This window comes from Pseudomonas graminis (assembly GCF_900111735.1).
Lineage (GTDB): Bacteria > Pseudomonadota > Gammaproteobacteria > Pseudomonadales > Pseudomonadaceae > Aquipseudomonas > Aquipseudomonas graminis.
Genome location: NZ_FOHW01000054.1, coordinates 1 through 25,923, shown reverse-complemented (window position 1 = coordinate 25,923; position 25,923 = coordinate 1). Strand labels below are relative to the sequence as shown.

The following is a 25,923-nucleotide window of genomic DNA, read 5'->3' as shown; positions in this document are numbered from 1 at the left end:
CGCGAAGGCATCATTCCAGTCAACGCATGATCGCCTGAAACGGCGCAATCGCGAGCAAGCTCACTCCTACGGATCGGTGCACGGCGCAGATTTCGGGTGTTAACGCCGATTCAGTGTAGGAGCTTGCCCGCGAAGGCGTCATCTCAGTCAACGCATGGTCGTCTGAAATGGCGGAATCGCGAGCAAGCTCACGCCTACAGATGTGCGGCGGGATTACAGGAAGGTAAAGACGGTCTCGGCCGGCAGGCGCGATTTCGGCAGTTTGGCGTTGAAATCGCTGTCGCTGCGATAGCCCAGGCTGACCACGACCAGGCTGGTGAAACCCTGGTCACGCAGGCCCAGTTCTTCGTCGAGCTTCTTGAAATCGAAGCCTTCCATCGGTGTCGCATCCAGGCCCAGCGATGCCGCGCCCAGCAACAACGTGCCCAACGCCAGATAGGTCTGCTTTTCCATCCAGTGCTGCAAGTCCTTCTGATCGAATTTATGCATATCCACATAGCCACGACGGGTTTTGTCCTGGCCGGCTTTGGCCTCGTCGCTGGCGAAACGCCCGTCAGCCTCCTCCTGAGCCAGCACCGCGTGCAGGTGCGATTCCGGCATTTCGGTGCGAGTGCAGAACACGATGACGTGGGAGGCATTGAGCATCTTCGCCTCGTTGTAGGCAAAACCACCCTCGGCCGACTTGGCCACGCGCGCTTTGCCCTGCTCATCGGAGGCGACGACGAAGTGCCATGGCTGCGAGTTCACCGAAGACGGGCTGTGACGCAGTTGCTCCAGCAACTCGTGGATCGTCTCTTGCGGGATCTTGCGTGAGGCATCGTAGGCTTTGGTGGTGTAGCGCGACTTTGCCAGTGCGGTCAGTTGCATGATGGATCTCCGAAATTAAACACCGAATCAACGAGTCGGCGCAGGCGCGGCGTCGATCTTCACCCGCAGCAGACTGTAAGGCTTTTCGCGCAGGTCCTTGCCGTCGTGGAAACCGGCCTGGCGCTGCAGCTGGTTGGCGGTGAAATACAGATAGCCATCGGGCCCGACCGACAAGGTGTCCGGCCACAGCACGCGAGGATCGTGGACGATGGTCTGCCAACTGCCATCGGCCAGGCGTTTACGGATGCCGTTGTGTTCGTAGTCGCCGGCGTAGACCGCGCCGTTGGCGTCTGCTTCCAGACCGTCCGACGCACCTTTTTCACCGAGGTCTTTGACCGCAGCGTTCAGCTGCGCCTCGCTGACGTTGGCATCACGCAGCATCGCAGCGGGCACGGCAAACAGGTGGCGGCTGGAAAGCGCGCTGAAATACAGCGTCTTGCCGTCAGGGGACAGGGCGATGCCATCAGACGCAACGGCCATGGTTTTCGGCTTGCCATCCGGGCCTTTGGTGACCAGTGCGGTTTGGCCTTCGACCACCGGTTTGAAGTCAGGGTCGGCCGAAGTGGATTTCGCGCCGCTCAGACGACGGGTCGCCTTGCCGCTGGCGATGTCCATGACGATGATCGCGCCGGGCCCGGAGACGGACGAATCCGTCACGTAAACCGTGCCTTCCTTGCCAGCGCGAAAATCAAAGCGCATATCGTTGACGTAGGTGCTCGGCAAGATGACGTTGGCCGGGAAGACCAGGGTTTTGACCACCTTGTTACTGGCCAGATCAACCGCCACCAGCTTGGCGCCGCCGGCTTTCGGCGCGGCGAAATTCGGGGCGGCGGTGTCCAGCAGCCAGACGCGGCCCTGACCGTCGGCGACCACGCTCTGCACGCTGATCAGCCCTTTGGCCGGGTCTTTTGGGTCTTCTTTGTTGATGGCTGCATCGGGGTAGGCGACGACCTTGCCGTCACGGATTTCACCCACGGTGAAGGGTACGTCGTCGCCCCAGTGCGGGTAGTTGACGAAGATACGCCCGGTTTCCGTCACGGTCACGCCGGTGGGCATGGCGTCGTGGAAGGTGAACACCTGCTCAAGCTGGCCGATGGTTTTCTCCGCCGGTGCATCGGCGGGCAGTGCGTTGGTTGCGATCGTGGCGGCGGTGCCGGTCTGGCTGATCAACGCGACGGACAGGGCCAGCGCTGACAACATCATGTTCTGCTTCATGGACACAAACGGCTCCCGGCCTGCAGCAGCAGGCCATTCAAATAATGGAAACAGGTGATTCTCAGGGTTAGAAACCTTCGAGGACGATCTTGCCCTTGGCCTTGCCGCTTTCGATCACGGCGTGGGCGCGGCGCAGGTTTTCGGCATTGATCGCGCCAAAATGCTCTCCAAGGGTGGTCTTCAGCACGCCCTGATCGATCAGGTCGGCAACGCGATTGAGCAGTTCATGCTGGGCAATCATGTCCGGCGTTTCGTAGAGCGAGCGGGTGAACATCAGTTCCCAGTGCAGCGACAGGGCCTTGCGTTTCATCGGCACCACGTCGAGGGATTTCGGGTCATCGATCAGCGCCAATTGGCCTTGGGGTTTCAGGGCCTCGATCAGCTGCGTGAAGTACGAATCGGTGTGGGTCAGGCTGGCGACATGGCTCACCTCGCCGACGCCGATCCGGTTCAGTTGCTCGACCAGCGGCTGGCTGTGATCGATGACGTGGTGGGCGCCCAGGCTTTCGACCCATTCGCGGGTTTCCGGACGCGACGCGGTACCGATCACGGTCAGCTTGGTCAGTTGGCGCGCCAGCTGCACCAGAATCGAACCGACGCCGCCACCAGCACCAATGATCAGCAGGCTGTCACCTTCGCCGCCGCCTTCCTCAACGCCCAAACGGTCAAAGAGCAATTCCCACGCGGTGATCGAGGTCAGCGGCAGCGCGGCGGCGTGGGCGTTGTCGAGGCTCTTGGGTTTGTGCCCGACGATGCGCTCGTCGACGAGGTGGAATTCGCTATAGCTGCCAGGACGGGCGATGGAGCCGGCGTAAAACACTTCGTCCCCGGCTTTGAAGAGCGTGACCTCGCTGCCTGTTTCACGAACCACGCCGACGGCGTCCCAGCCGACCACTTTGGGTTCGGTGGCGGCAGAGCCGGCGCGGATTTTGGTGTCGACCGGGTTCACCGAAATCGCTTTGACTTCGACCAGCAAATCACGAGGGCCGGGCGTTGGCTTGGGCAGGTCCATGTCGAGCAGCGCATTGGGGTCTTCGATGGGCAGACCGTGTTGGGTGAAGGCGACGGCTTTCATGGCGATCTCTCTAGTCAGTGAATAGAAGGTGGCTGAAACGTTGGACCCATCTTGTTCTTGTTCGTTAGGCAGAAAAACCCGCAGAATCCGGCAACACTTTCACGGCTGGAGTGAAAATGATCCGCATCGACGACCTGACCCTGTTCGTTCGCACCGCTGCGCTGGGCAGCTTCTCCAATGCCGCGCGGGAGGTGGATCTGTTGCCGGGACAAGTCGCGGCGGCCATCAAGCGCCTCGAACGCGAGCTGGATATCCGCCTGTTTGCCCGCTCGACGCGCAGCTTGCGTCTCACCGCTGAGGGCGAGCAGTACTTGCCGACCGCCCAGACGGTGCTCGATGCCTTGCGCGATGGCCGGGAAAAGCTGCAGCGGGAAAGCGCTGAGCTGCAAGGCACGCTGCAAGTGGCGGCGCCTTCGGATCTGGGGCGAAACATGCTGCTGCCGTGGCTGACGGATTTTCGCAGTCAGCACCCGGCGCTGAATCTGCGCCTGTTTATCTCCGATCAAGTGGCCGATCTGTTTCGTGATCCCGTGGACGTCGCGATTCGCTACGGCGTGATCGAAGACGCGAACTACATCGCGTTGGCGCTGGCGCCATGGAATCGCCGGGTGCTGGTGGCATCGCCCGAGTATCTGGCGCGCAAGGGCCGACCCATGGTCTCGGACGACTTGCTGCGTCATGAGTGTTTGCTGTTCACGCTGGCGGGACGGGTCTACGACAAATGGCGGCTCGGTGGGCGGGTGTTCTCGGTGTCAGGCCCGTTGCTCACCGATGACGCTGATCTGGTGAGGCGCTGGGCGGTGGCGGGGCAGGGTGTGGCCTACAAATCGTGGCTGGATGTCTGCGAGGACGTGCACGCCGGGCGGCTGGAACTGTTGCTGCCCGATTACCCGGGGGAGCCGACCCCGCTCAACCTGGTCTGTCCGCACCGCAAACAGTTTTCCCCGGCGGTGCAGCAGCTGCATTCGCTGTTGAAAAACCGCTTTGCCGGAATGGAGAAGGGGTTGCCGGCGTTGTTGTGAGTCCTGCCCAACCCTATGCATCCATGGCGCAACTCTCGGCACAATGATGTCCCTGTAGGAGCGTGGCTTGTCCCGCGATCGGCTGCAAAGCAGCCGTAAATTGACTACCTCGGGAAACCTTCCACACCGAGATGACAGGTTTTGCGACGACTTCGTCGCCGATCGCGGGACAAGCCACGCTCCTACAAGAGCGCGCGCGGCTGCTCAATGCGAATGCCGTGGCTCGCCACTCCGTGCAATCACCCGCAGATGCAACGTCGCCGGCTCCAGGCATCCGCCAGTGGACAGCTGCCCCACCAACTGCCGATACAGCTCCTGCCACGGGGTTTGCGACGCTGGCATCTTCGGTTCGAACAGCGCGCGGCGCTCGGCCATTTCCTCATCACTGACCAGTACGTTAACGCTGCGGTTGTTCAAATCCACCCGCAGCCGGTCGTTGGTTTTCAGCAGCGCCAGGCCGCCGCCCACCGCGGCTTCCGGCGACATGTTGAGAATCGAGGGGCTGGCCGAGGTCCCGCTCTGCCGGCCATCGCCCAGGCACGGCAGCGAATCGATGCCTTGTTTGATCAGCGCAGACGGCGGCGCCATGTTCACCACTTCGGCGCTGCCGGGATAACCGACCGTGCCGGCGCCGCGGATCACCAGAATGCAGCGCTCGTCGATTTCCAGCGAAGGGTCGTTGATCCGCGCGTGATAGTCCTCCGGGCCCTCGAACACGATGGCCCGCGCCTCGAAGCTGTTCTCGGCGCCCGGCTCGGACAGATAGGTCTTGCGGAACGCCTCGCCGACCACCGACATCTTCATGATCGCGCTGTCGAAAAAATTGCCGCTCAGCACTATAAAACCGGCGCGGTGTTTGAGCGGGTCTTCGTAGGGACGGATGACGTCGGTGTCGTGGGCGACGGCATTTCGCACGATGTCGCCGATGGTTTTCCCGGAAACCGTGCCGCAGTCTTCGTGCAGCTTGCTGGCCTTCTGTAGCTCGTGCATCACCGCCGGCACGCCGCCTGCGCGGTGGAAGCCTTCGCCCAGATACTTCCCGGCCGGCATGCAATTGACCAGCAACGGCACGTCTTCGCCGATGCGCTGCCAGTCGTCGAGGCTCAACTCGACGCCCATGTGCCGGGCGATGGCGATCAGGTGAGGCGGGCAGTTGCTTGAAGCACCCAGCGCCGAGGCCACCGCGATCGCGTTTTCAAAGGCTTCGCGGGTCATGATCTGCGAAGGGCGCACGTCTTCACGAACCAGATCGCAGATGCGTTTGCCGGTCATGTATGCCATCTGCCCGCGCTCGCGGTACGCCGCCGGAATGCTCGCGCAACCGGGAAGCGACATGCCCAGCGCCTCGGCCAGCGCGTTCATCGAAAGCGCCGTGCCCATGGTATTGCAGTGGCCTACCGACGGCGACGCGGCGGTGGTCATTTCCATGAAACCTTCGTAATTGATCTCTCCTGCGGACAGCAGATTTCGCGCATGCCAGAGCACCGTGCCCGAACCGATCAATTCGCCTTTATGACGACCGTCGAGCATCGGCCCGCCAGACAGCACAATGGCCGGCAGGTCGGTGGTCGCCGCTGCCATCAGACAGGCCGGGGTGGTTTTGTCGCAGCCGGTGGTCAGCACGACGCCATCCAGCGGATAGCCGTGAAGAATTTCCACCAGCCCGAGGTACGCCAGGTTGCGGTCCAGGGCAGCGGTCGGCCGGCGGGTCTGCTCGGCCATCGGGTGCACCGGAAACTCCATCGGGATCCCGCCCGCATCGCGAATGCCGGCTTTGACCCGCTGGGCGAGTTCCAGGTGATGACGGTTGCAGGGCGCCAGATCAGAGCCCGTCTGGGCGATACCGATGATCGGTCGGCCCGATTGCAGCTCCTCGCGGGTCAGGCCGTAGTTCATGTAGCGCTCGACGTACAGCGCCGTCATGTCAGCGTGTTCCGGATCATCGAACCATTGCTGGCTGCGAAGCGGGCGTTTCGGCGTGTCGGACATGGTTCGGGTCTCTCTTGGAATTAGGTGTGCTGCGGAGGTGTTCAGCGTTACAACAAACCGCGCACAGCGAGATTGCGTATCAACGCGCCGACGCCGAACCTCCACGGCGCCGCGTCACTGCTGTGGGTCACCTCATTGTGCAGGCCGCCGAACAGGCTGCTGCTGATACTGACCTGATCGCCCAGCTTGTGGGTAAAACCCCCGCCGGCATGGTCGCGGTCGGCGGTCGGGGCGAAGAGGGTGCCCAGAAACAGCAGGAAGCCGTCCGGGTATTGATGGTTGGCGTTGAGTGCCTGGCCAGCGATGTCGGCCGGATCGCGGCTGATCTGCGACATCGAGCTTGAGCCCTTCATCACGTAACCGTCATCGCCTTTTACCTGCAGATCGACCACGCAGTTGCGCACGTCATCCAGGGAAAAAGTTTCGTCGAACAGCCGAATGAACGGGCCGATCGAGCACGAGGCGTTGTTGTCTTTGGCCTTGCTCAACAGCAGCGCGCTGCGGCCTTCGAAGTCACGCAGGTTGACGTCGTTGCCCAGCGTCGCGCCGTGGATCTGCCCGCGGCTATTCACTGCCAGCACCACTTCGGGCTCGGGGTTGTTCCACTCCGATTTCGGATGAATACCCACCTGGCTACCGCTGCCTACCGCCGCCAGCACCGGCGCTTTGGTAAAAATCTCGGCGTCCGGCCCGATGCCCACTTCAAGGTACTGCGACCACATACCTTGCTCGATCAGCAGCGCCTTGAGTGTGCTGGCTTGTTCGGAGCCTGGCTTGATGTTGCGCAGGTTGTCGCCGATAGCGTTCTGCACGATGGCGCGCACGCTTTCCGCCTTGGCCGGATCGCCTGCCGCCTGTTCCTCGATCACCCGCTCGATCATGCTCGCGGCGAAGGTCACCCCTGCGGCCTTGATCACTTGCAGGTCCGCTGGCGCCAACAGGTACGGCTTGCTGGCATCGGGCGTTGCAGTCGAATTCGCCAGCAACTCCTCAATGCTGGCGACGCGCGTGCCGTGGGCTTCGCGCACGGCAGCCACCGGCGATTCCAGCTCCAGCAAGTCGCTCAAAGTAGCGAAGCTCGACGAAAGATCGAACACACCGTCGTTGCGCAACACCACGGGCGACGGGCCGCCGACTTTACCGGGCACCCAAGCGCGGCCGATCAACGTGCCATTCAGGCCGTCGGCGGGGAGGGTATTTTCGGGAGTGAGCTGAATCGGCATGGTGAAGTCCTCAACGCTTTTTATGATTTATAAGCGACCCTAATCAGCACCGGCGATAAACTCCAATGACATCTGTTCAGTAATCGATAACACTGGGTTATCGCTCATCAAGGCCGCGCTCATGTCAGACATTTCCTTCTCCACAGTCTGTAACTGGCTCAAGTTCAAGCATCTGGTGCTCATCGAAACCCTCGCGCGCACCCGCAATATGCACACGGCGGCACAGCACATGAACCTCAGCCAGCCGGCGGTGAGCAAAATGCTGCGGGAGATCGAGCGGCTGCTGGGGTTTGATGTGTTCGAGCGTCTGCCGCGCAACATGCCGCCGACCGCCCTTGGTGAACACGTGGTGCGCTATGCGCAGATCGCTCTGAATGACGCGAGCAAGTTCGTGGATCAGATCAGCAGCCTGCGTGAGGGCGGGCATGGTTTCCTGAAGGTGGGGGCGATCTTCGCGGCGACCGCGGTGGTGCTGCCGGAAGCCATCGTGCAGCTAAAAGCGCGCTGGCCGTTGCTGTCGATCGAGGTGGTCGAGCAGACCAGCGACCATTTAATGGAAATGCTCGACGACAAGAAACTCGACCTCGCGGTGGCGCGCTACACCAATGAAAACCAGCAGCAGGTGTACGATTTTCAGGCACTGGCGCCGGAGCCGTTCTGCATGGTGGTCAACAGCCGCCACCCGTTGACCGAGCTGGCGCAGACGCCTTTGCAAGAACTCGGAAACTGGCCCTGGATTTTGTACCCGCTGGGCACGCCGATTCGCGCACGGATGGAGCAGGCCTTTGCCAAAGCCGGCATCCCTGTGCCGAAGAACACCATCGACACCATCTCGATGCAGACCTTCCTGCAGGTGCTTCAGGCAGGGCCAATGATCGCCATGTTGCCGGCGTCCATGGCGCAGCCGCATCTGGATACTGGCCTGCTGAGAGTGCTGAACACGCCGCTGAAACTGGCGCCCCAGGATTACGGAATCCTCACCCGTCGAGGTGAGCCATTGCTCGGTGCTGCGTCGGAATTTGCCGAGATTCTGCTGGCGAATGCGCGGCTCGCGCGTCAGTGATCGATAACTCCGCGTTATCAATCAATGGAAACAAGTCATTATCTTAATCAATACCGTTGTCAGTAACATCGCCCCGTGTTTCGACCCTCACATAACAACAATACAGGCGCCTTTGAGTGCCTGGAGGTCCCACCATGGAAACCGTTTCCCAGCGCCTGCCCGAGTCCTCGGGTTCCGGGCACGCCAGCTTTGAAGACCGCACCTACCGCAAAGTCATCCTGCGCATCCTTCCCGTCCTGCTCCTGTGTTACATGGCGGCTTATCTGGACCGCGTGAACATCGGCTTCGCCAAGCTGGACATGCTCAACGATCTGCAATTCAGCAACACCATCTATGCCCTCGGCGCGAGCATGTTCTTCTGGGGCTATTTCCTCTTTGAAGTCCCCAGCAACCTGTTGCTGCATCGCTTCGGCGCGCGGTTCTGGATCGCCCGGATCATGCTCACCTGGGCCATCGTGTCCATGGCCGTCGCGTTTACCGTGCCGCTGGCGAAGTTTTTCCACATCGAGTCGGAAACCATGTTCTACGTGCTGCGCTTTTTGCTCGGCATCTGTGAGGCTGGGTTCTTTCCCGGCGTCATCCTTTACCTGAACTACTGGTTTCCAACTCGGCGGCAGAGCCGGGTGATGGCGGGTTTCCTGATGGCGATGCCGATCAGTCTGACACTGGGCGGTGTGATTTCCGGCTGGTTGATGACTCGAATGCAAGGCGTCAACGGCATGGCCGGCTGGCAGTGGCTGCTGATCATCGAAGGCTTGCCTTCGGTGGTCATGGCCTTTGTGGTGCTGGCGTTCATGGCCAATAACATCGACGCGGCCAAATGGCTGTCGCCCCAGGAAAAGGCCATGCTCAAGGCCAATCTGGAAATCGACCGTAAAGGCAAGGCGACGAATTTGCGCGAGGTGTTTTTCAACGGACGCGTGTGGCTGCTGGTGCTGATCCTGCTGACGTTCAATACCGGGTTCTACGGGCTGGCGTTCTGGATGCCGTCGATCATCAAGAGCGCCGGCGTCTCCAACCCCATGGACATTGGCCTGCTGACGGCCATTCCGTATGGCATCGCCGTGATCGCCATGACCCTCAACGCGCGCCACTCCAACAAGACCGGCGAGCGTCGCTGGCACGCAGCGATTCCGGCGATCATCGGCGGTATCGGCTTGATCCTCAGCGCCTACTTCGCCAGCAACGTGGTGCTGTCGATCATCTTCCTCAGCGTGTCCGCCTCCGGCGTGCTGAGCCTGATGCCCATCTACTGGACCCTCCCGGGCACCGTGCTGTCCGGCGTCGCCGCGGCTGCGGGGATCGGCATGATCAACGCCATCGGCAACCTGTCGGGTTTCACCGGCTCGATGATCACCGCCGTCGCCGAGAACCTCACTGGCAACATCAACAACGGTACCTATGTGCTGGGTGCCTGCTTGTTCATCAGCGCGGGACTGATTCTGTCGATCCCGCGGGCGATGCTGGGCAATCACAAGGCCCAAGCGCCTGCGCGGGGCGAGGTGCTTTCTCACGCGTAAACGAGATAAAGCGAACGTCGCTTTTCCCTTTGGGAGCCGGCTTGCTGGCGAGCGCGTCCTGTCAGTTGTTAAAAAGGTAACTGACCCACCGCGTTCGCGGGCAAGCGCGCTCCTACAGGTGATTTGCGCCGTCCGCTAATCTGCGTGTCTGATGGTAATCCGCGTTGGATGACCACCCCTCAGGTATGAAAACGCAGGTGAAATGACGTGAATCTCGATCTGCCTCTGCCCGAAGGGCGAAATGGCATGTATTGCGGTCTGCCTCTGCCCGAAGGGCGTAGGAGCGCGCTTGCCCGCGATCTGGCGCGCAGCGGCAGTCAACCGGTGAGTGCGGTGTGTCAGCGAGAACAACGTGCGGCGCCAGCGCAGGATTTGCGCTCGCGGCAGATACAAGTCCTTAAAAGCCGGCTTGCTGGCGAACGCGCTGGCTTAGGCGGTGAAGATGTCGGCTGACCCACCGCGTTCGCGGGCAAGCGCGCTCCTACAGGATGATTGAGTTCACCTTGATATGAGGCGGTGTCGGCATTGAGCAGTGATCCGCTCCTTTTGCAACCGCCATCGCCAGCCGCGATGGCAGGCTCGCCATTGCCTGATGTACGCAGCTCTCGGTCACTCCTAGCATCGGTCGCACATGACCTCGCCGTCGGCGAAATGGAGAAGACCCTGTGAGAAATTTCCGGATTGGCCAGATCGTCCCCAGCTCCAACACCACCATGGAAACCGAGATCCCGGCGATGCTGACGTCGCGGTACTCCCTGTTCCCGGACGAACGCTTCACTTTCCATTCCTCCCGCATGCGCATGATGAAAGTCAGCCCCGAAGAACTGAAGAAGATGGACATCGACAGCGACCGCTGCGCGCTGGAATTGAGTGATGCGCGGGTCGATGTCATGGCGTACGCCTGCCTGGTGGCAATCATGTGTCAGGGCGCCGGTTACCACAAAGTGTCCCAGGAACGCCTGGGCAAAACCGTCGCCAGCAATGCCTCCGACGCACCCGTGCTGAGTTCGGCCGGGGCGCTGATCGACAGCCTGCAGATGCTCGACTACAAGAAAGTGTCGATCATCACGCCCTACATGAAGCCACTCACCCAACAGGTTATCGACTACATCGAAGCGGCCGGAATCGAGGTGGTGGACGCCATCAGCCTCGAAGTCTCCGACAACCTGCAAGTCGGACGGCTCGACCCGATGGACCTGATTTCCCACGCCGACCGGCTCAACATCGGGCAAGCCGACGGCATCGTTCTGTCGTGCTGCGTGCAGATGCCCTCGTTACCCGCCATCCAGGTCGTACAGGATCGGCTGGATAAGCCAGTGCTGTCTGCGTCCGTGGCGACTGTTTACCAGATGCTCAAAACCCTCGGCCTCAAAGCCCAGGTTCCGAACGCAGGCCATCTCTTATCCGGCGTGTTCTGAGGCGATGCCTGACGGGATACTATGGCGGCCACTCAGGCCAGCACGCCCGGTACCCCACATGAAACTCGACCCTGTCTCGCTGCGCCTCTTCGTCAGCGTCGTCGAAGAAGGCACCATTGCTGCCGCTGCCAAGCGCGAACACATCGCGGCGGCGGCCGTCAGCAAACGGCTCAGCGAACTGGAAGAACTGCTCGACTCACGATTGCTCACCCGCACCAACAAAGGCATCACCCCAACCGACGCCGGACTGTCGCTGTTGTTCATGGCCCGCAGCGCACTGAACAACCTCAACGACATCGTCCTGCAGATGCGCGACTACTCCAACGGCACACGCGGCTCGGTGCACGTGCTGGCGAACATCTCCGCGATCACCCAATTCATGCCCGGCTTGATCAAGTCGTTCATGGCGCTTTACCCGCTGATCAACATCGTCCTCGAAGAACAACAAAGCCTGGCGATCACCAAAGCCGTCGCCGAAAACCGCGCGGAGATCGGCATCTTCACGCGCCTGCCCCATGGCGCCGACATCGAAGTCTTCCCGTTCCGCACCGACCGCCTCGTATTGATCGTGCCCAACGACCACCCGCTGGCAGGCCGCGAATCCGTGCGCTTCAGCGACACCCTCGACCACGAATACGTCGCCCTGCGCAGCGGCACCCACCTGAATTTCCAGCTGATCAAAGCCGCCAACGACCTCGGCCGGTCCCTGAGAATCCGCATGGAAGTCGCCAGCTACGACGCCCTGAGCCTGATGGTGCAGGCCGGCGTCGGCATCGGCATCATGCCCGAGGGCAGCGTAGGGATTTACCGAATGGACGGTGCGAAAGTGGTTCAGCTGGAAGAGGAATGGGCCAGCCGCGAACTGAACGTCTGCGTGAGGTCGCGGGACGGGTTGTCGGTGGCGGGGGAGCTGTTTTTGCGGCATGTGTTGGCGGGTTGAGGTTGATCGCCGGTATCCTCAACCATCGCCAATGGACCCTCCATCCCCATGCTGATTTTTGATTGCACACAAGACGCCGCTGATTTTTTCTCGAAAAAAGTAAAAGGCAAAATCATCAGCGCTGTGCAGCCCGCCGCTGCTGCCCAATCGCTGGAAGCGGACAGCGCAGCCCACGATCGAGTGGATCGCTGGCAACTGCACGTCACCACATTCGGCAAGACCCATGTCCTGCTCGCCATGAAAGTCGACACGCGCTACGCGATGATGTTCGTCGGCCTGAAACGCAACGACATGAAGGGTTTTCTGGAGCAGTTCAACTCACGGTATCTCGCTGAACTGCTCGTGCTGGCGGTCAACGTACGCGGGGAAATGCCACCTCAGGCCGAGCTCCAGCGACACGTCGACGTGTGGGAAGAAAGCCTCCAACCTGTGCATTTCTTCAAGCGTAGCGATCGGAGCGTTCAGGCGCATATCAATGATGTGCTCTACATGGCTGCATACGATGCCTACGAAGGAGAAGGGCTGCCAGTTGAGGCGCCGAGTCTCATCGCCTTCGGTGAGGTGCCCAACGGTATGCTCCGATCAATCAGGGGCGGGGATGACTTCATTCCGGCTGAGCTGGAGCTGAAGCAGGCTTTTCCGAGGTTCGGAATGGTGATGACCGAGGTGGAGATTTCGGAGGGGTATAAGAGCTGGAGGTCACGTCGACGTGAGCACGATCTTGGGCCTGAATTTGAGGATTAACACATAGAAGATCAGGACTTCGCGTGCAAAAAGCGCCTATGTTGAGCCACTTGAAAGAACGCTCGAATCGCTCCAAACCATGATGCAGCCAGTGTAAGGAAGCACAGATGAACAGACTTGAACGGATCAAAGGCTGCCTGCTCGGCGGCGCGGTAGGCGATGCACTGGGAGCGCCGGTCGAGTTTCTCGACTGGAGTGCCATCCGCGCTACCTTCGGTGCGCGCGGCATTGTCGATTTCGCCCCGGCTTACGGCCGCGTGGGCGCCATCACCGACGACACGCAAATGATGCTATTCACCGCTGAAGGCCTGCTGCGCGCCCATGTGCGCGGTATCTCCCGGGGTATTTGCCACATACCCGGCGTCATTCACCATGCGTTGCTGCGCTGGCTGATAACCCAGGATTACTCGTCTGCTATCACAAGCGTCAGCCTGGATGGCTGGCTGGTGAAGGAGCGCGAGTTGTGGTCCCGTCGCGCGCCCGGCCTCACCTGTCTAAGCGCATTGAAGGCCAGTGCGGAATTTGGCTCTTTCGCCCAAAACGACAGCAAAGGCTGCGGCGCCGTCATGCGCGTCGCCCCGTGCGCTTTCTTCCGCAATGCCTTCGACAACGCCGCTGAATCCGGCCGTCTGACCCACGGTCACCCAACGGGCTACATGGCCGCCGGACTTTTCGCCGACATTCTCCAGCGCATTGCCGACCGCGAGGACAGCCTCGAAGACGCCATCGCCAAAAGCCTGTCCGAGCACGGGGACAAACCCGGCATGGAGGAAACCCGAGCGATCGTCGAGCACGTGCTCTTCTTTAGCAACGAAGGCCACCGCCCAACCCCCGAGCGGATCGACGAACTGGGCGGCGGATGGATTGCGGAAGAAGCCTTGGCGATTGGCATCTGGTGCGCGCTGACTGCCACATCGTTCGAAGATGGCGTGATCAATGCCGTGAATCACAGTGGCGACAGTGACAGCACCGGCCTGATTGCCGGGCATTTGCTGGGTATTCAGCACGGCGTGGAGGCGATCCCGGATCGGTGGCTTGCGCCACTCGAGCTGCGCGGGGTGATTGAGGCGGTGGCGGAGGATATCGAGCGCGTGCCTAGGGATTTCTCGGGGTATGGCGGGGAGTTTGATGATGAGATTTGGGAGCGGTATCCGGGTGGCTAATCCTTTAGATGCCTTATGCATCGAGGGTTGTCGAGTCATCGCTCCAGCAGCGAGCTTTTTGCTTGATGCTGGGAACTTGCCGTTGCATCTTAGTATTCTACGAAATAGTCGCTATCCAGCTGCCGCACTTCGTAAACCTGCCTCACGCTACAGCCGAGATTGTTTTCGACCATCAGTCTGGCGAGCTCCGGGCCGTCGATCAGCACTACCTTTATATCCAGGCTCATCGCCGCGTTACGAGCACCATCCGAAAAGTCCGACGTGGTGATGAACACACCTTTGCGAGCGCGCTGGCGGGTGAGGGCGCCAATGAACTTGTCGATCTCCGGGCGATGTACGGTGTTGGTCCAGCGCTTGGCTTGCAGGTAGATGACGTCCAGCCCTAGCTTGTCCTCCTTGATGATGCCGTCAATGCCGTCATCGTTAGTTTGCTGCGTTGCTTGACCCGCTTCCTTGCGTGAGCCGCCATATCCCATTGCAATCATGAGGTCGACCACCAGTTGCTCGAAAAAGGTCGGCGACGCTGCCCGTACTTGGGCCAGCAGATCATCGGCCAGTGATTGCGTTAAAGCCTGATGTGCTGCGGCCAGTTGCTCATCAGGGGTGGCTTGTTCGACCGGATCACCTTGCAAGATTAGCCGGGGACTGTCGGCGGGACTCGAGGTATGAAACGCTGCAAATTCGGGAAATTGTTTGAGCCAACTCACGGTAATGCGTGGCGGCCCGTTGCGCAGCGCCTCTCGACCGCGTTCCGTGATCTGCACCATGCCTTTGGTAGGAATGCTCAAAAGTCCGGCTTTGTTCAAATAAGTCCGTCCCCAGCCGACCCGGTTGTTCATCACCGTTTGCTTGCCCGAAGGCAAGCGTTCGCTGCGCTCGTCTTCAGTGAGTTGGAAATCACCAGCGATGCGCTCGCGCAGTTCGCCCAACGCTAGCGGGACACCATCCGCAACGGCCGCTAGTATCGGGCGCATGACACTTTGAAAATCCGGGATGGGCATCGATGACTTCCTTTTCAGTTGGCTAGCCTGAGCTGTGCATTGCAGCGCAGTTGTTCGTAACGAGGTAGCGCGTTGACCCCTTACACGTTGCTGCAACATGATGGCCGGCTTTGTAGAACTTAGCCATGGAAGCCTCGGGGTAAGATGACCAAGGCCACAGCTAATATCTGTGGCCTTGGGGTTTTAACTCATGGCGCGATTCCGGCTGACAAATGTCCTCAGCCCTAGCACTGAGGAGGCGCGATACCTGCCAAATGATGGCAACTAGGCTGTGTACCCGATGCGCCGCATCTGACTTGCTTCTTCCCGCGAACTACTAAGAAATCCTTAGCGGTTGGTTGCTCCGACGCTACGGATGTTGCGCAAATACATGTCCGCCGCACCAAGCAGGGAACGCTACGCAGTTAATCTTCAAGCCGACGGGAACGCTTGCGAGACAGGATTGTAAGCTGATGTTGGCACGCTGCCCTGGGGCGCCGGCTCTAGTCCGCGCTCGCCTAATCTACCTCCCCCCAACCAACCGCCGCGCAATCTCATCCGTCTCCATCACCGATATCTCCTTCACCTCTCCAAACTCCGTCCCCCCACCCGGCAACGTCCCCGCCACATGAAAGTGCACATGCCCAATCGCTTGGCCCGCCGGCGCGCCGTTGTTCTGCCAAACCGCAATCCCCGTTTTCGCATACGCCTTTTCAATCAGCCTCGCCGCATTGCGCACTTCAACCGCCACCGCCGCCACTTCCTCGTCGGTCATTTCCAGCAACGAAGGCACGTGGCGTTGGGGCAGCACCAGCACGTGCGGATGGCCCCGTTGTTCGCGGGTCACGAAGGTCGCGGTGTGCGTTGTGCAGGAGAGGATGGTGTAGGGCCGTTTGCCTTTCAGGTACGCGCAGAACGCGCAGTCGGGGTTGTCCGGCATGTCCAGGCTGGTGTTCGCGCTCATGATGACCTCAATGACGAGAGGAAGGACTGCAGCTCCAGACGATCAAGTTTTCGATAGTCGTCGGGGCGGACGACGATGCGCAGCTCGTCGCAGACCTTCGAGTTGCGGGAGGCGAACATGAACGAGAGCAGGGTGAAGCGGATGGCGTCCTGAGCGGGCAGGACGCTGGACAGTCGTGCCTGTCCGCCGCCAATAACGGGGATTGAAATCGTCCCGCCGTTGCCGCGCCGGGACACTTCGGCCCACAGCGCGAGCAAGCCCTTCCACACTTTGTCCGGCGTGGAGCGCGCGACGTTCTGGGCGTCCATTTCGCAGTAGGCCAGGAAGAAGATCAGCCGGTGCGCATGCTTGAGCGTGGCGATGGTGCCGACGCCGTATTGCACGTGCTTGCCTGGCTTGTTGAGTGTGCCGATGCAGGGCGTATTGACCAGCGCGTCGTCCAGATGACGATCTAGTTCTTTCAGGTCGCCGCCGTAGAGCACCTGAAGCGCCTGACCCTGCAGGCTGGAGGTGGCAATGATGTTCGGCGTTTCCGTGTCGAAGGTGTCGTTGGTGCCGATCACCAGATGGCCGGTCTCCTTGAGGATGTCCCCGGGCACGATGGTGATCCGCGTTTTCGGCGCGTTGTATTCCTCGGCAATCGGGCGCGGCCAGGCCTTGAACAGCGCGGCCGAAACTGACAACGCGATGATCGCTATCAGGATGCCGAAACCCTCCATTGCATGGCTGCCGGGGTAAATGACGTTGAAAGTCTGCATGATCGTCGACAGTCCGCCGACGCAGGCGAACAATGCCACCAGGAAGTGGCGCCAGAAGCGCCACGTTTGCATGTCCTGAAGAATGGTCATCACATGCCCAACTCGTCGTAGATTCTGCCGACATACCGATGGGGACCCTGCATCTCGCTCTTCGCGTAGCCGTCGACGTAGTTGTCCAGCGCGTACTGAATGATTTTCGGCTGGAAAGAAACCGAGACGCTGAAGTGTTTTTGATCGATGAGCGGCTGGGGAATGTTGTCCATGACGATGTTTCTGCTTTGGCAGAGATTGGCAATGACGATCGGAAGGTCGAGTTCGAGAATGACCTCGATTTCATAAGCAAGAAACGAATCCCCGTCGCCGCCTTTGCGACGGCCATCTTCGCTGCCGAGAAAGATGACTTGCTTGGTGTTGTTCAGGCGTTCACGCAGTCGGCGTTTGATAGTCTCTGGCGAACTGCTGTCCCGCGCCTCGAACAAGTCATGGGCATTGAAAAAGTCGAAGTCGATATTCTCGTTCTGCTTCCAGGCTTTCATCAGCCAGTAATGTTTGATGTCTTCACTGGCGAACGCGATGTAAGTCTTGTTGCGATAACTCATGATGAACTTCCTGTAGTGAAACGAAGCGGTTGTTCGCTTCGTTGGTTGAGGCGCTCAGTCCATTGATTGCCGATTGACGCGCGCGCGGAAGCGCCGCGTGGGTTAGCGGTGCGACATATTCATGGGAAGTTAAAAAGCCGGCTTGTGGCCGGCTTCTCGGTGACGGGTTTGATTAGTTTTTGGCTAACCGCACCCGTCCGCAAAAGTGCGCGCTGCGAGGAGGCGCTTGTAAGGTAGACCGGGCAGGTCGCGGAGACGGTGCCAGGTCGATCACCCATCCGCGTGTGGCTGACGGGTGCTAAAACGAAGGCGTGCAGGATACCCATGTTGTTCGCGTCTGCCCAGTTCCGAAACACGCTCATTGCGCACCTCACCGCAACGTTGCCGGATGGCGGCGGTTGTTGAGCGTCGACCACCAGAAGATCCACCCCAGAATCTGAATGTGCTGGGTCTGCACTTGTTCGGCGCTGAAAATCTCGTCCGGGTACTCGGCGCAATTATGGCTGCGCAGACGCAACCCGCCGCCCGGCAGGCGATACAGGTATTTCACCCGCAGCATGCCGTCGTGTTCGAGGGCGTACATTTCGCCATCAATGATCTGCACGCGCCCGCGATCAATGCCGATCAACGAACCGTCCTGGATCTTGTCCGCCATGCTGTTGCCTACCATCGCTACGCAGATCGCGTTGTGCAGCTCCACGTCCATGGTTTCGAGCACCCGCCGGGACAGGCGCACTTTGTGGTTATGGATTTCGCCCACCGCCGTGCGGCCGGAGCTTTGCGTTTGCAGTTCGGTGTAGACCGGCATTTCCAGTTCTTCGCGCACACTGCGTTCGGGCCGGGAGGGGTGAGCCTCTGGCTTCACGCCGCTGTCCCGGTCCTGTCCAGGGTGCTTGGGCCCCTCGCCGCTGCGCAGCCAGCGCGCGTTGACGCTCAGCAGTTCAGCGACCTCTTCAATGCGCGCCATGGGGATGCCGCGCTTGAACCAGTTGTTCACGTGCTGTGGTGTAACTTTTCGGTTGGCGGCAAAGTCCGTTGCGGAGAGATGGCACTCTCGCAGAAGGCCGCGCAGTCGATCACCTGATGTATTCATGGGCCGAAGTTTACGGCGGGTTGAAGCTCGTTTAAATGAACGAAGTGTTCAAATGAGCAGGCCGTCATGCTTGCGCGTGAATGTAGGGATTACAACCTTCGGCAGTTTTTGTAGGCCGATTCGTTCACTGTTTTCGTTTGCGTCAACAATGATTAAAACCGACGTCAATCATGGGCTTGAGCAGTTAACGGGTATGAAGGCCTGACTAAAGCGGCTTTCACAAAAGTCTGGATCTACCGATGTTGTACAAAAAAGAAAATCAAACGGCGCCATTAAACACTCTGTGTGTACGAGGAGAGTTTTAAACATGTGTGTAATGACGGAGGGCGAAAAAAAGCGGGATGTACGGGGGGTGTCAAGAAAGCAGAAGGCGGGGACGTGCGTGCAAAAAAGTGGCCCCGTCGAAGCGGCGAGCGCTTCGGCGGGGCGCAACCGGATCAGCCCTTGTAGGCCGCTACCGATTTGGTGATCGCTTCGCGAGCGGCGTCAGCGCCAGCCCAGCCTTCGATCTTCACCCATTTGCCTTTTTCGAGGTCTTTGTAGTTCGCGAAGAAGTGCTCGATCTGCTGGATCAGCAGCGCTGGCAGATCGGTGTATTCCTTCACGTCCACGTACAGCTGGGACAGCTTGTCGTGCGGGACTGCGATGATTTTGGCATCGCCGCCGCCGTCGTCGGTCATGTTCAGCACGCCGACCGGACGGGCGCGAATCACCGAACCCGGGGTGACCGGATAAGGGGTCACGACCAGCACGTCGAGGGGGTCGCCGTCGTCAGCCAGAGTGTTGGGGATGAAACCGTAGTTGGCCGGGTAGAACATCGGGGTGGCCATGAAACGGTCAACGAAAAGGCAGTCGCTTTCTTTGTCGATTTCGTACTTGATCGGCGCGTGGTTGGCCGGGATCTCGATTGCGACGTAGATGTCATTCGGCAGGTCTTTACCGGCCGGAATCTTGCTGTAGCTCATTGGGCTTTGCCCCCTTGGTTGACCATTCAGAATCTGGCATGCAACGCCAAAAAGTGGCCCGGATTATAGGCACATTCCTGAAGCGTTGCCATGCGTGACGGCGGGCTTCAGGCGTCGTGTTGAGCCTGATAGACCGGGTTGTCGCGCTGAAGTGCCGTCAGCCGCGCCAACGGATCCTGCCGATAGAACGCTTTCAGCTGCCCGTAGACGGCGGGATAGGCCTCGACGAGCAAATCCGGGGCGCTGAAGAAGTATTCGCTGATGACCGCGAAAAATTCGGCGGGGTTTTCTGCGGCATAAGGATCGATGGCGGTCTCGGCGTCCGGGTTGGCGTCGAGTTGCCGGTTGAGATCGTCGTACGCGCTCTGCATGGCGCTGGCCCAGTCACTGACGCGCATGTCGGGGTGCAGCGGCGGCAGGCCGTTCGCCTCGCCGTTGAGCATGTCCAGCTTGTGCGCCAGTTCGTGGATCACCAGGTTATAGGCTTCCCACCCGCCGCTGGTCAGCACGCCGGGCCAGGCCAGAATCACCGGGCCCTGGGACCACGCCTCACCGCTGTGCTCGCCGTCCCATTCGTGCTCGATACCGCTGGCGTCGCGGTGGCGTTGCGGGCTGATGAAGTCGTCGCCATAGAGGATGATTTCGTGAAACCCCTGATACCAGTTCAGATCGCCCAAGGCGAGCAACGGCAACTGCGCTTGAGCCGCGAGAAACAGCCGCGATTCGTCATCCAGCGCAACGCCTTCCAGCGCGGTCAGGTGTTTGGCCTGCAGAAACAGCACGCAACTGTCGAGCAGGTAACGGTCCTCATCGGCGCTCAGCCCGTCGAGGATCGGCAGGCGCTGGCGTACGCGCTCCCACACCTGCGGATCGACCGGATGGCGGGCCAGCGTGCGCCGTTTGCGCCATTCCCGGAACGACCACATGGGTTCAGCGTGCCTCGGCAGAGCGACCTGCGCGGCTGCGGATCAGGCCGATGATCATCGGCAGCAGCGAGATCAGAATGATCGCCAGCACCAGCAGCGTGAGGTTCTTCTTGATGAACGGGATATTGCCGAAGAAGAAGCCCAAGGTGACCAGCCCGCCAACCCACAGCACCGAGCCCAACACGCTGAACCCGAGAAAACGCAGGTAAGGCATGCGACCGAGACCGGCCACGAACGGCGCGAAGGTGCGGATGATCGGCAGGAAGCGCGCGAGGGTGACGGTCTTGCCGCCGTGGCGACCGTAGAATTCCTGGGTTTTGGTCAGGTAATCGCGACGGAAGATTTTCGAATTCGGGTTGCTGAACAGCTTGTCGCCCGCCGTGCGACCGATGATGTAGTTGGTGCTGTCACCGAGTATCGCCGCTGCCATCAGCAGGCACGCCAGCAACACCGGGTCCATGCCGCCACCGGCCGCGACGGCGCCGGCGATGAACAGCAGCGAATCGCCAGGCAGGAACGGCATGACCACCAGGCCGGTTTCGCAAAAGATCACCAGGAACAGGATTGCGTAAACCCAGGTGCCGTATTGGGTCACAAGCAGGTCGAGATACACGTCGAGGTGAAGAATAAGATCTAGCGGATTGAAATCCATGCAGGCACCTGGTTTTGAGACCCGATCCGGGTCGTGCGGGGCGAAGAGGGGAAATGTGCGCGGCATTATAGAGGCATGCGCTGCAATTATGGCGCTCGACATGCCGCCCCCTTCACTCCCGCAGGGTTTGCGTCTGCTACGTGTCAGCGGCGGGTACGAACCGGTAGGAGTGTGGCTTGTCCCGCGATCGGCTGCGAAGCAGTCGTAAACCTGCCGCCGCGCGATTATGGATAGCCCGCATTGGCCGGATTGCTGCCGCTGCGCGCCAGATCGCGGGACAAGCCACGCTCCTACACGTTGGATTGCCGGGACTCTGCAACAAAAACGGCCTCCGAAGAGGCCGTTGCTTGTCGCCCGATTACGCTAAATCAAAAGAAGCCCAGCGGGTTGATGTCGTAGCTCACCAGCAGGTTCTTGGTCTGCTGATAATGCTCAAGCGCAACCTTGTGGGTTTCGCGGCCGACGCCGGATTTCTTGTAACCGCCGAACGCCGCATGGGCCGGGTACAGGTGGTAGCAGTTGGTCCACACGCGACCGGCCTTGATTGCCCGGCCCACGCGATACGCGCGATTGATGTCGCGGGTCCAGACGCCGGCACCCAGGCCAAACTCGGTGTCGTTGGCGATGGCCAGGGCTTCCGCTTCGTCCTTGAAGGTGGTCACGCTCACCACCGGGCCGAAGATTTCTTCCTGGAACACGCGCATCTTGTTGTTGCCTTTCAGCAGCGTCGGCTGGATGTAATAACCGGTTGCCAGCGAGCCCTCGAGCTTCTCGACCTTGCCGCCGGTCAGCAATTCGGCGCCTTCTCCTTGGGCGATTTCGAGATACGAAAGGATCTTGTCGAACTGCTGCTGCGACGCCTGCGCACCGACCATGGTGTCGGTGTCCAGCGGATCGCCACGCTGGATCTTCAGGACCTTCTTCATCACCACTTCCATGAACTGCGGGTAGATCGATTCCTGAACCAGGCAGCGGGACGGGCAGGTGCAGACTTCGCCCTGGTTGAAGAACGCCAGCACCACGCCTTCCGCGGCTTTGTCGATGAACTCCGGCTCGGCCTGCATGATGTCTTCGAAGAAGATGTTCGGCGACTTGCCGCCCAGTTCCACGGTGGACGGGATGATGCTGTCGGCCGCCAGTTTCATGATGTGTGAACCCACCGGCGTCGAACCGGTGAAAGCGATCTTGGCGATACGCTTGCTGCTGGCCAGCGCTTCACCGGCCTCGCGGCCATAACCCTGCACCACGTTCAGCACGCCTTTGGGCAGCAGATCGCCGATCAGCTCCATCAGCACGGTGATACCCAGCGGCGTTTGCTCGGCCGGTTTGAGCACGATGCAGTTACCGGCGGCGAGGGCGGGCGCGAGTTTCCAGGCGGCCATCAACAGCGGGAAGTTCCACGGGATGATCTGCCCGACCACGCCCAGCGGCTCGTGAATGTGATACGCCACAGTGTTGCCGTCGATCTCCGCAGCGGAGCCTTCCTGGGCACGCAATACACCGGCGAAGTAACGGAAGTGATCGACCGCCAGGGGGATGTCCGCGTTGAGGGTTTCGCGCACGGCTTTGCCGTTGTCCCAGGTCTCGGTGACGGCCAGCAATTCCAGATTCTGTTCGATGCGGTCAGCGATTTTCAGCAGGGTCAGCGAGCGTTCCTGCACCGAGGTTTTGCCCCACGCATCGGCTGCGGCATGGGCGGCGTCAAGGGCCTTGTCGATGTCTTCGGCGGTGGAGCGTGGGAATTCTGCGATCAGCTTGCCGGTGATCGGCGAGATGTTTTCGAAGTACTGGCCTTTGACCGGCGGCACGAATTCGCCACCGATGTAGTTGCCGTACTGGGTCTTGAAGGTAACGATTGAGCCTTCAGTACCGGGGTGGGCATAACGCATGGTGAATATCTCCTTGCTCTTGTGATTGTCTGGGGATAACGCGTTGCGGCGCATGGCTAGAGCGTAGAGCAAAGCGCGGGCCACTGCCGTCCGGCGCCCGGTTTATCGGGGTTTTGTTGATGAGGCGTATGTTCCTTGCCGAGCCTTGTACCAATCCCGGGGCAGCGTGAGTGACACTTTGTACCCTTTGCGTGACAGCTGGGTGGACCCCGCCTTTCGCAGCATTGCAATGAATCCGGGCGAGGAGGATGCTGATCGGCAAATCCTCCGCAGAGCCCTGGCTCAGGATGAAGAATAAAAATGCACAGCAATCACCTGACGCGCCACGCCGAACAAGTAATGACCGTTGCCCAAGGCAAAGCCCCTCATCACCTGGCTACCGACCCTTCCATCGCTCGCTCATGGCTGCGGTGCCTGGAGGATTATCACCTCGACCCCGCGCAAGCGATGGCGCCCACCGTGCTTGAACATGCGCGTGTGCTGGAGAGTCGCGAGCAGTTGCGGCAGGTCCTGACCATCGCCGGCGACGAGATGAACAGCCTGCATCGCCAGCTTGCCGGTGGCAGCGCAGTGCTGTTGACCGATGCCCGCGGGATCATCCTCAACTGCGTGACCGAGCCAGGGGATCGACGGATTTTCGAGCGCGCCGGTCTGTGGCTGGGGGCTGACTGGAGTGAGGCGCGAGAGGGCACCAATGGCATCGGCACCTGCCTGGTCGAGCGTCAGTCGGTGACCATCCATCGCGACGAGCATTTTCGCGGCCGCCACACCGGACTGACCTGTTCGGCGAGCCCGGTGTTCGATCCCCATGGTGATCTGCTTGCGGTGCTGGACGTTTCTTCGGCGAATCACGACGTGTCCCGCCAGAGCCAGTTTCACACCATGGCGCTGGTGAATCTGTCGGCGAAGATGATTGAAAGCAGCTATTTCCTGCGTCATTTCGATGGTCAGTGGCTGCTGCGATTTCACCTTCAGGCCGGTGCAGTCGGTTTGTTCAGCGAAGGGCTGTTGGCGTTCGACGGCGAGGGTCGCATCAGTGCGCTGAACCAGAGCGCGCTGAATCTGCTGGGCCTGAGCCGTGGCGATCTGGTTGGGCAGGGCGTGGAATCGTTGTTTGACTGCTCGCTGGATGAACTGCTGAGCCGCGCTTCGCCGGATGCTGCCGCCAGTTGGCCACTGCGTACCCGTGACGGGCGGGGATTCTTCGCCGTGCTGCGTGGGCAATCGCGTGCCGAGGTGAAGGGCCTTTCTACTCCTGTGGTCAGCAAGTTGGCTGTGCCGCTCCCCTCGAACGACATCTGCCTGGGCGACCCGTCGCTGCAAACTGATTTTCGACGGGCGCTGAAGGTTTTCGAGCGCGACGTGCCGTTGCTGATCAACGGCGAAACCGGCTCTGGCAAGGAGGCGTTCGCCAAGGCGGTGCATCAGGCGAGTCAGCGCTCCGCCAAGCCGTTCGTGGCGCTGAACTGCGCGGCCATCCCGGAAAGCCTGATCGAGAGCGAGCTGTTCGGTTATCGCGGCGGCAGCTTCACCGGCGCGCGCAAGGAAGGCATGCGCGGCAAGCTGCAGCAGGCCGATGGCGGCACGTTGTTTCTCGATGAGATCGGCGACATGCCGGTGGCCTTGCAGACCCGTTTACTGCGCGTGCTGGAAGACCGGCTGGTGGTGCCCATTGGTGGCGAGCCGCAGGCGGTGGATGTACGACTGATCAGCGCGACCCACCGGAATCTGCTGGAGCGGGTGGAGGACGGCAGCTTTCGTGAGGATTTGTTTTATCGGCTTAATGGCCTGGAAATCGCTTTGCCGCCGTTGAGAGAGCGGAGTGATAAAGACCCGTTGCTGACGTTTCTGCTGGAGCAGGAGGCGGATGGGCTTTCGATTGTGATTGAAGCGACGGCCAGGCAGGCGCTGCTCGACTTCAATTGGCCCGGTAACGTGCGGCAGATGCGCAACGTGCTGCGCACCCTGGCGGCACTGTGTGATGAGGGACGTATTGGTTTTGATGACTTGCCGGTGGCGATTCGGCAGGGGAGTGCGCAGACCAAGCCCGATGGGGCCCACTCGCCGCTGGAAGACGCCGAACGCGCAGCGCTCATTGCTACCCTGGACGCCCAGCGTTGGCACATGACCCACGCCGCCCGGGATCTGGGGGTGAGCCGCAATACGTTGTACAGAAAGCTGCGCAAGCATGGGATTAATCGCTAAGGCCCCTCGGTGGATGAAGGCGGTGTGAGTTCTCTCGATGCTGCGGCGTGGCATCTGACGCCTTCCCGGCTAAAGCCGGTCCTACTCAGTACGTGTTTCTTGGCCGGCATATGAGGCCGGGCGGGAAAACGAAATAATGCTGACTGACGCGCATCCTGTAGGAGCGCGCTTGCCCGCGAAGGCGTTCGAACTGCGACCATTGTATTGCCTGACTAACCGATTTCGCGGGCAAGCGCGCTCCTACAATTGACCGCGTCAAACCGCAGACGTGCGTGGTTTTTATGTGGGACCGGCTTCAGCCGGGAAGAGGCCGGTGTGAGCGCCATGTAGTGGTCAACTAATTCCGGACACCTCGATAGGTGGTTTCGACGCCATCGTCCGTTCGTAAACGGTCGGTGGCAGGTACCCCAGTTTCGAGTGCAGCCGCTCGTTGTTGTAATACCCAACGATGTATTGAGTGATGTCGCGTATCGCTTCGCCATGGTTAGCGTAATTGCGCCGCCATACCCGCTCCATTTTCAGGCTCAGGAAGAAGCGTTCCATCACCGCGTTATCCCAGCAGTTACCTTTACGGCTCATGCTTTGCTGCATGCCGTGTCTGGCCAGCAACGATCTGTAGAGTGCGCTCGCATATTGGCTGCCGCGATCGGAGT

At 60.4% G+C, this 25,923-nt stretch carries 23 protein-coding genes; 8 read left to right on the top strand and 15 right to left on the bottom strand.

Translation table 11 applies throughout. From position 1 onward, the window contains the following. Positions 1-213: 213 nt before the first annotated feature. From nfsB to BMY98_RS24755, 3 genes are all read right to left on the bottom strand, one after another. Complete coding sequence (gene nfsB / locus BMY98_RS24765; protein ID WP_074893182.1) at positions 214-867, bottom strand: oxygen-insensitive NAD(P)H nitroreductase; 654 nt, start codon at positions 865-867, stop codon at positions 214-216. Between the two features lie 27 nt (positions 868-894). Further along, complete coding sequence (locus BMY98_RS24760; protein WP_074893181.1) at positions 895-2,082, bottom strand: L-dopachrome tautomerase-related protein; 1,188 nt, start codon at positions 2,080-2,082, stop codon at positions 895-897. Positions 2,083-2,149: 67 nt separating this feature from the next. Beyond that, positions 2,150-3,157 (bottom strand): zinc-binding alcohol dehydrogenase family protein, encoded by a 1,008-nt coding sequence (locus BMY98_RS24755; protein ID WP_074893179.1) that lies wholly within the window; start codon positions 3,155-3,157, stop codon positions 2,150-2,152. A 116-nt stretch (positions 3,158-3,273) separates the two neighbouring features. Here BMY98_RS24755 and BMY98_RS24750 point away from each other — a divergent pair, with 116 nt between their 5' ends. Further along, on the top strand, positions 3,274-4,179 hold the full coding sequence (locus tag BMY98_RS24750; protein ID WP_074893178.1) for a LysR family transcriptional regulator: 906 nt from the start codon (positions 3,274-3,276) through the stop codon (positions 4,177-4,179). Positions 4,180-4,383: 204 nt separating this feature from the next. Here the strand turns inward: BMY98_RS24750 and BMY98_RS24745 are convergent, their stop codons facing one another. Both BMY98_RS24745 and BMY98_RS24740 read right to left on the bottom strand, forming a co-directional pair. Continuing rightward, a complete protein-coding gene (locus BMY98_RS24745) occupies positions 4,384-6,168 on the bottom strand; it encodes an IlvD/Edd family dehydratase (RefSeq protein ID WP_074893176.1) in 1,785 nt (594 codons plus the stop codon). A 47-nt stretch (positions 6,169-6,215) separates the two neighbouring features. Beyond that, entirely contained in the window at positions 6,216-7,391 is a 1,176-nt protein-coding gene (locus BMY98_RS24740; RefSeq protein WP_074893175.1) for a fumarylacetoacetate hydrolase family protein, read from the bottom strand. A gap of 121 nt (positions 7,392-7,512) precedes the next feature. On the opposite strand from BMY98_RS24740, the gene BMY98_RS24735 reads away from it, so the two are divergent. The 6 genes from BMY98_RS24735 (at position 7,513) to BMY98_RS24710 (ending at position 14,239) form a co-directional block, all read left to right on the top strand. After that, the gene (locus BMY98_RS24735; RefSeq protein WP_074893173.1) at positions 7,513-8,454 is read left to right on the top strand and encodes a LysR family transcriptional regulator; all 942 of its coding nucleotides are present in this window, start codon (positions 7,513-7,515) and stop codon (positions 8,452-8,454) included. 134 nt (positions 8,455-8,588) lie between these two features. Next, positions 8,589-9,974, top strand: a complete 1,386-nt coding sequence (locus tag BMY98_RS24730) for an MFS transporter (RefSeq protein WP_074893171.1) — start codon at positions 8,589-8,591, stop codon at positions 9,972-9,974. A gap of 665 nt (positions 9,975-10,639) precedes the next feature. Beyond that, positions 10,640-11,392 (top strand): maleate cis-trans isomerase family protein, encoded by a 753-nt coding sequence (locus tag BMY98_RS24725; protein WP_074893169.1) that lies wholly within the window; start codon positions 10,640-10,642, stop codon positions 11,390-11,392. 58 nt (positions 11,393-11,450) lie between these two features. Then, positions 11,451-12,332, top strand: coding sequence for a LysR family transcriptional regulator (locus BMY98_RS24720; RefSeq protein WP_074893167.1), 882 nt, complete (start codon positions 11,451-11,453; stop codon positions 12,330-12,332). A gap of 48 nt (positions 12,333-12,380) precedes the next feature. Continuing rightward, positions 12,381-13,076 carry a DUF6933 domain-containing protein gene (locus tag BMY98_RS24715; RefSeq protein WP_074893165.1) on the top strand — a complete coding sequence of 232 codons (696 nt, stop codon included), beginning with the start codon at positions 12,381-12,383 and terminating at the stop codon, positions 13,074-13,076. Between the two features lie 107 nt (positions 13,077-13,183). Continuing rightward, positions 13,184-14,239: an ADP-ribosylglycohydrolase family protein gene (locus BMY98_RS24710; protein WP_074893163.1), complete on the top strand. Its 1,056-nt coding sequence runs from the start codon at positions 13,184-13,186 to the stop codon at positions 14,237-14,239. Between the two features lie 89 nt (positions 14,240-14,328). On the opposite strand, the gene BMY98_RS24705 is transcribed toward BMY98_RS24710, so the two are convergent. From BMY98_RS24705 to exaC, 9 genes are all read right to left on the bottom strand, one after another. Further along, entirely contained in the window at positions 14,329-15,240 is a 912-nt protein-coding gene (locus BMY98_RS24705) for a restriction endonuclease (RefSeq protein ID WP_074893161.1), read from the bottom strand. A gap of 502 nt (positions 15,241-15,742) precedes the next feature. After that, a complete protein-coding gene (locus BMY98_RS24700; RefSeq protein ID WP_074893159.1) occupies positions 15,743-16,183 on the bottom strand; it encodes an HIT family protein in 441 nt (146 codons plus the stop codon). Beyond that, the gene (locus tag BMY98_RS24695; protein ID WP_074893157.1) at positions 16,180-17,031 is read right to left on the bottom strand and encodes a macro domain-containing protein; all 852 of its coding nucleotides are present in this window, start codon (positions 17,029-17,031) and stop codon (positions 16,180-16,182) included. The genes BMY98_RS24700 and BMY98_RS24695 overlap by 4 nt, the downstream gene beginning before the upstream one ends. Next, the gene (locus BMY98_RS24690) at positions 17,031-17,540 is read right to left on the bottom strand and encodes a TIR domain-containing protein (RefSeq protein ID WP_074893155.1); all 510 of its coding nucleotides are present in this window, start codon (positions 17,538-17,540) and stop codon (positions 17,031-17,033) included. The genes BMY98_RS24695 and BMY98_RS24690 overlap by 1 nt, the downstream gene beginning before the upstream one ends. A 370-nt stretch (positions 17,541-17,910) precedes the next feature. Further along, positions 17,911-18,633 (bottom strand): S24 family peptidase, encoded by a 723-nt coding sequence (locus BMY98_RS24685; protein ID WP_074893154.1) that lies wholly within the window; start codon positions 18,631-18,633, stop codon positions 17,911-17,913. Between the two features lie 437 nt (positions 18,634-19,070). Beyond that, positions 19,071-19,598, bottom strand: coding sequence for an inorganic diphosphatase (gene ppa / locus BMY98_RS24680; protein ID WP_074893152.1), 528 nt, complete (start codon positions 19,596-19,598; stop codon positions 19,071-19,073). Positions 19,599-19,705: 107 nt separating this feature from the next. Then, positions 19,706-20,524 carry a M90 family metallopeptidase gene (locus BMY98_RS24675; RefSeq protein WP_074893149.1) on the bottom strand — a complete coding sequence of 273 codons (819 nt, stop codon included), beginning with the start codon at positions 20,522-20,524 and terminating at the stop codon, positions 19,706-19,708. A gap of 4 nt (positions 20,525-20,528) precedes the next feature. Then, entirely contained in the window at positions 20,529-21,176 is a 648-nt protein-coding gene (locus BMY98_RS24670; RefSeq protein ID WP_065988392.1) for a DedA family protein, read from the bottom strand. 368 nt (positions 21,177-21,544) lie between these two features. After that, positions 21,545-23,065 (bottom strand): acetaldehyde dehydrogenase ExaC, encoded by a 1,521-nt coding sequence (gene exaC / locus BMY98_RS24665; RefSeq protein ID WP_065988391.1) that lies wholly within the window; start codon positions 23,063-23,065, stop codon positions 21,545-21,547. Positions 23,066-23,365: 300 nt separating this feature from the next. Between exaC and BMY98_RS24660 the strand changes: the two genes are divergently transcribed. Next, entirely contained in the window at positions 23,366-25,270 is a 1,905-nt protein-coding gene (locus BMY98_RS24660; protein WP_074893147.1) for a sigma-54-dependent Fis family transcriptional regulator, read from the top strand. Positions 25,271-25,603: 333 nt separating this feature from the next. On the opposite strand, the gene BMY98_RS24655 is transcribed toward BMY98_RS24660, so the two are convergent. Further along, a partial coding sequence (locus tag BMY98_RS24655) for an integrase core domain-containing protein (RefSeq protein ID WP_139214572.1) occupies positions 25,604-25,923 on the bottom strand: 320 nt, incomplete at its 5' end.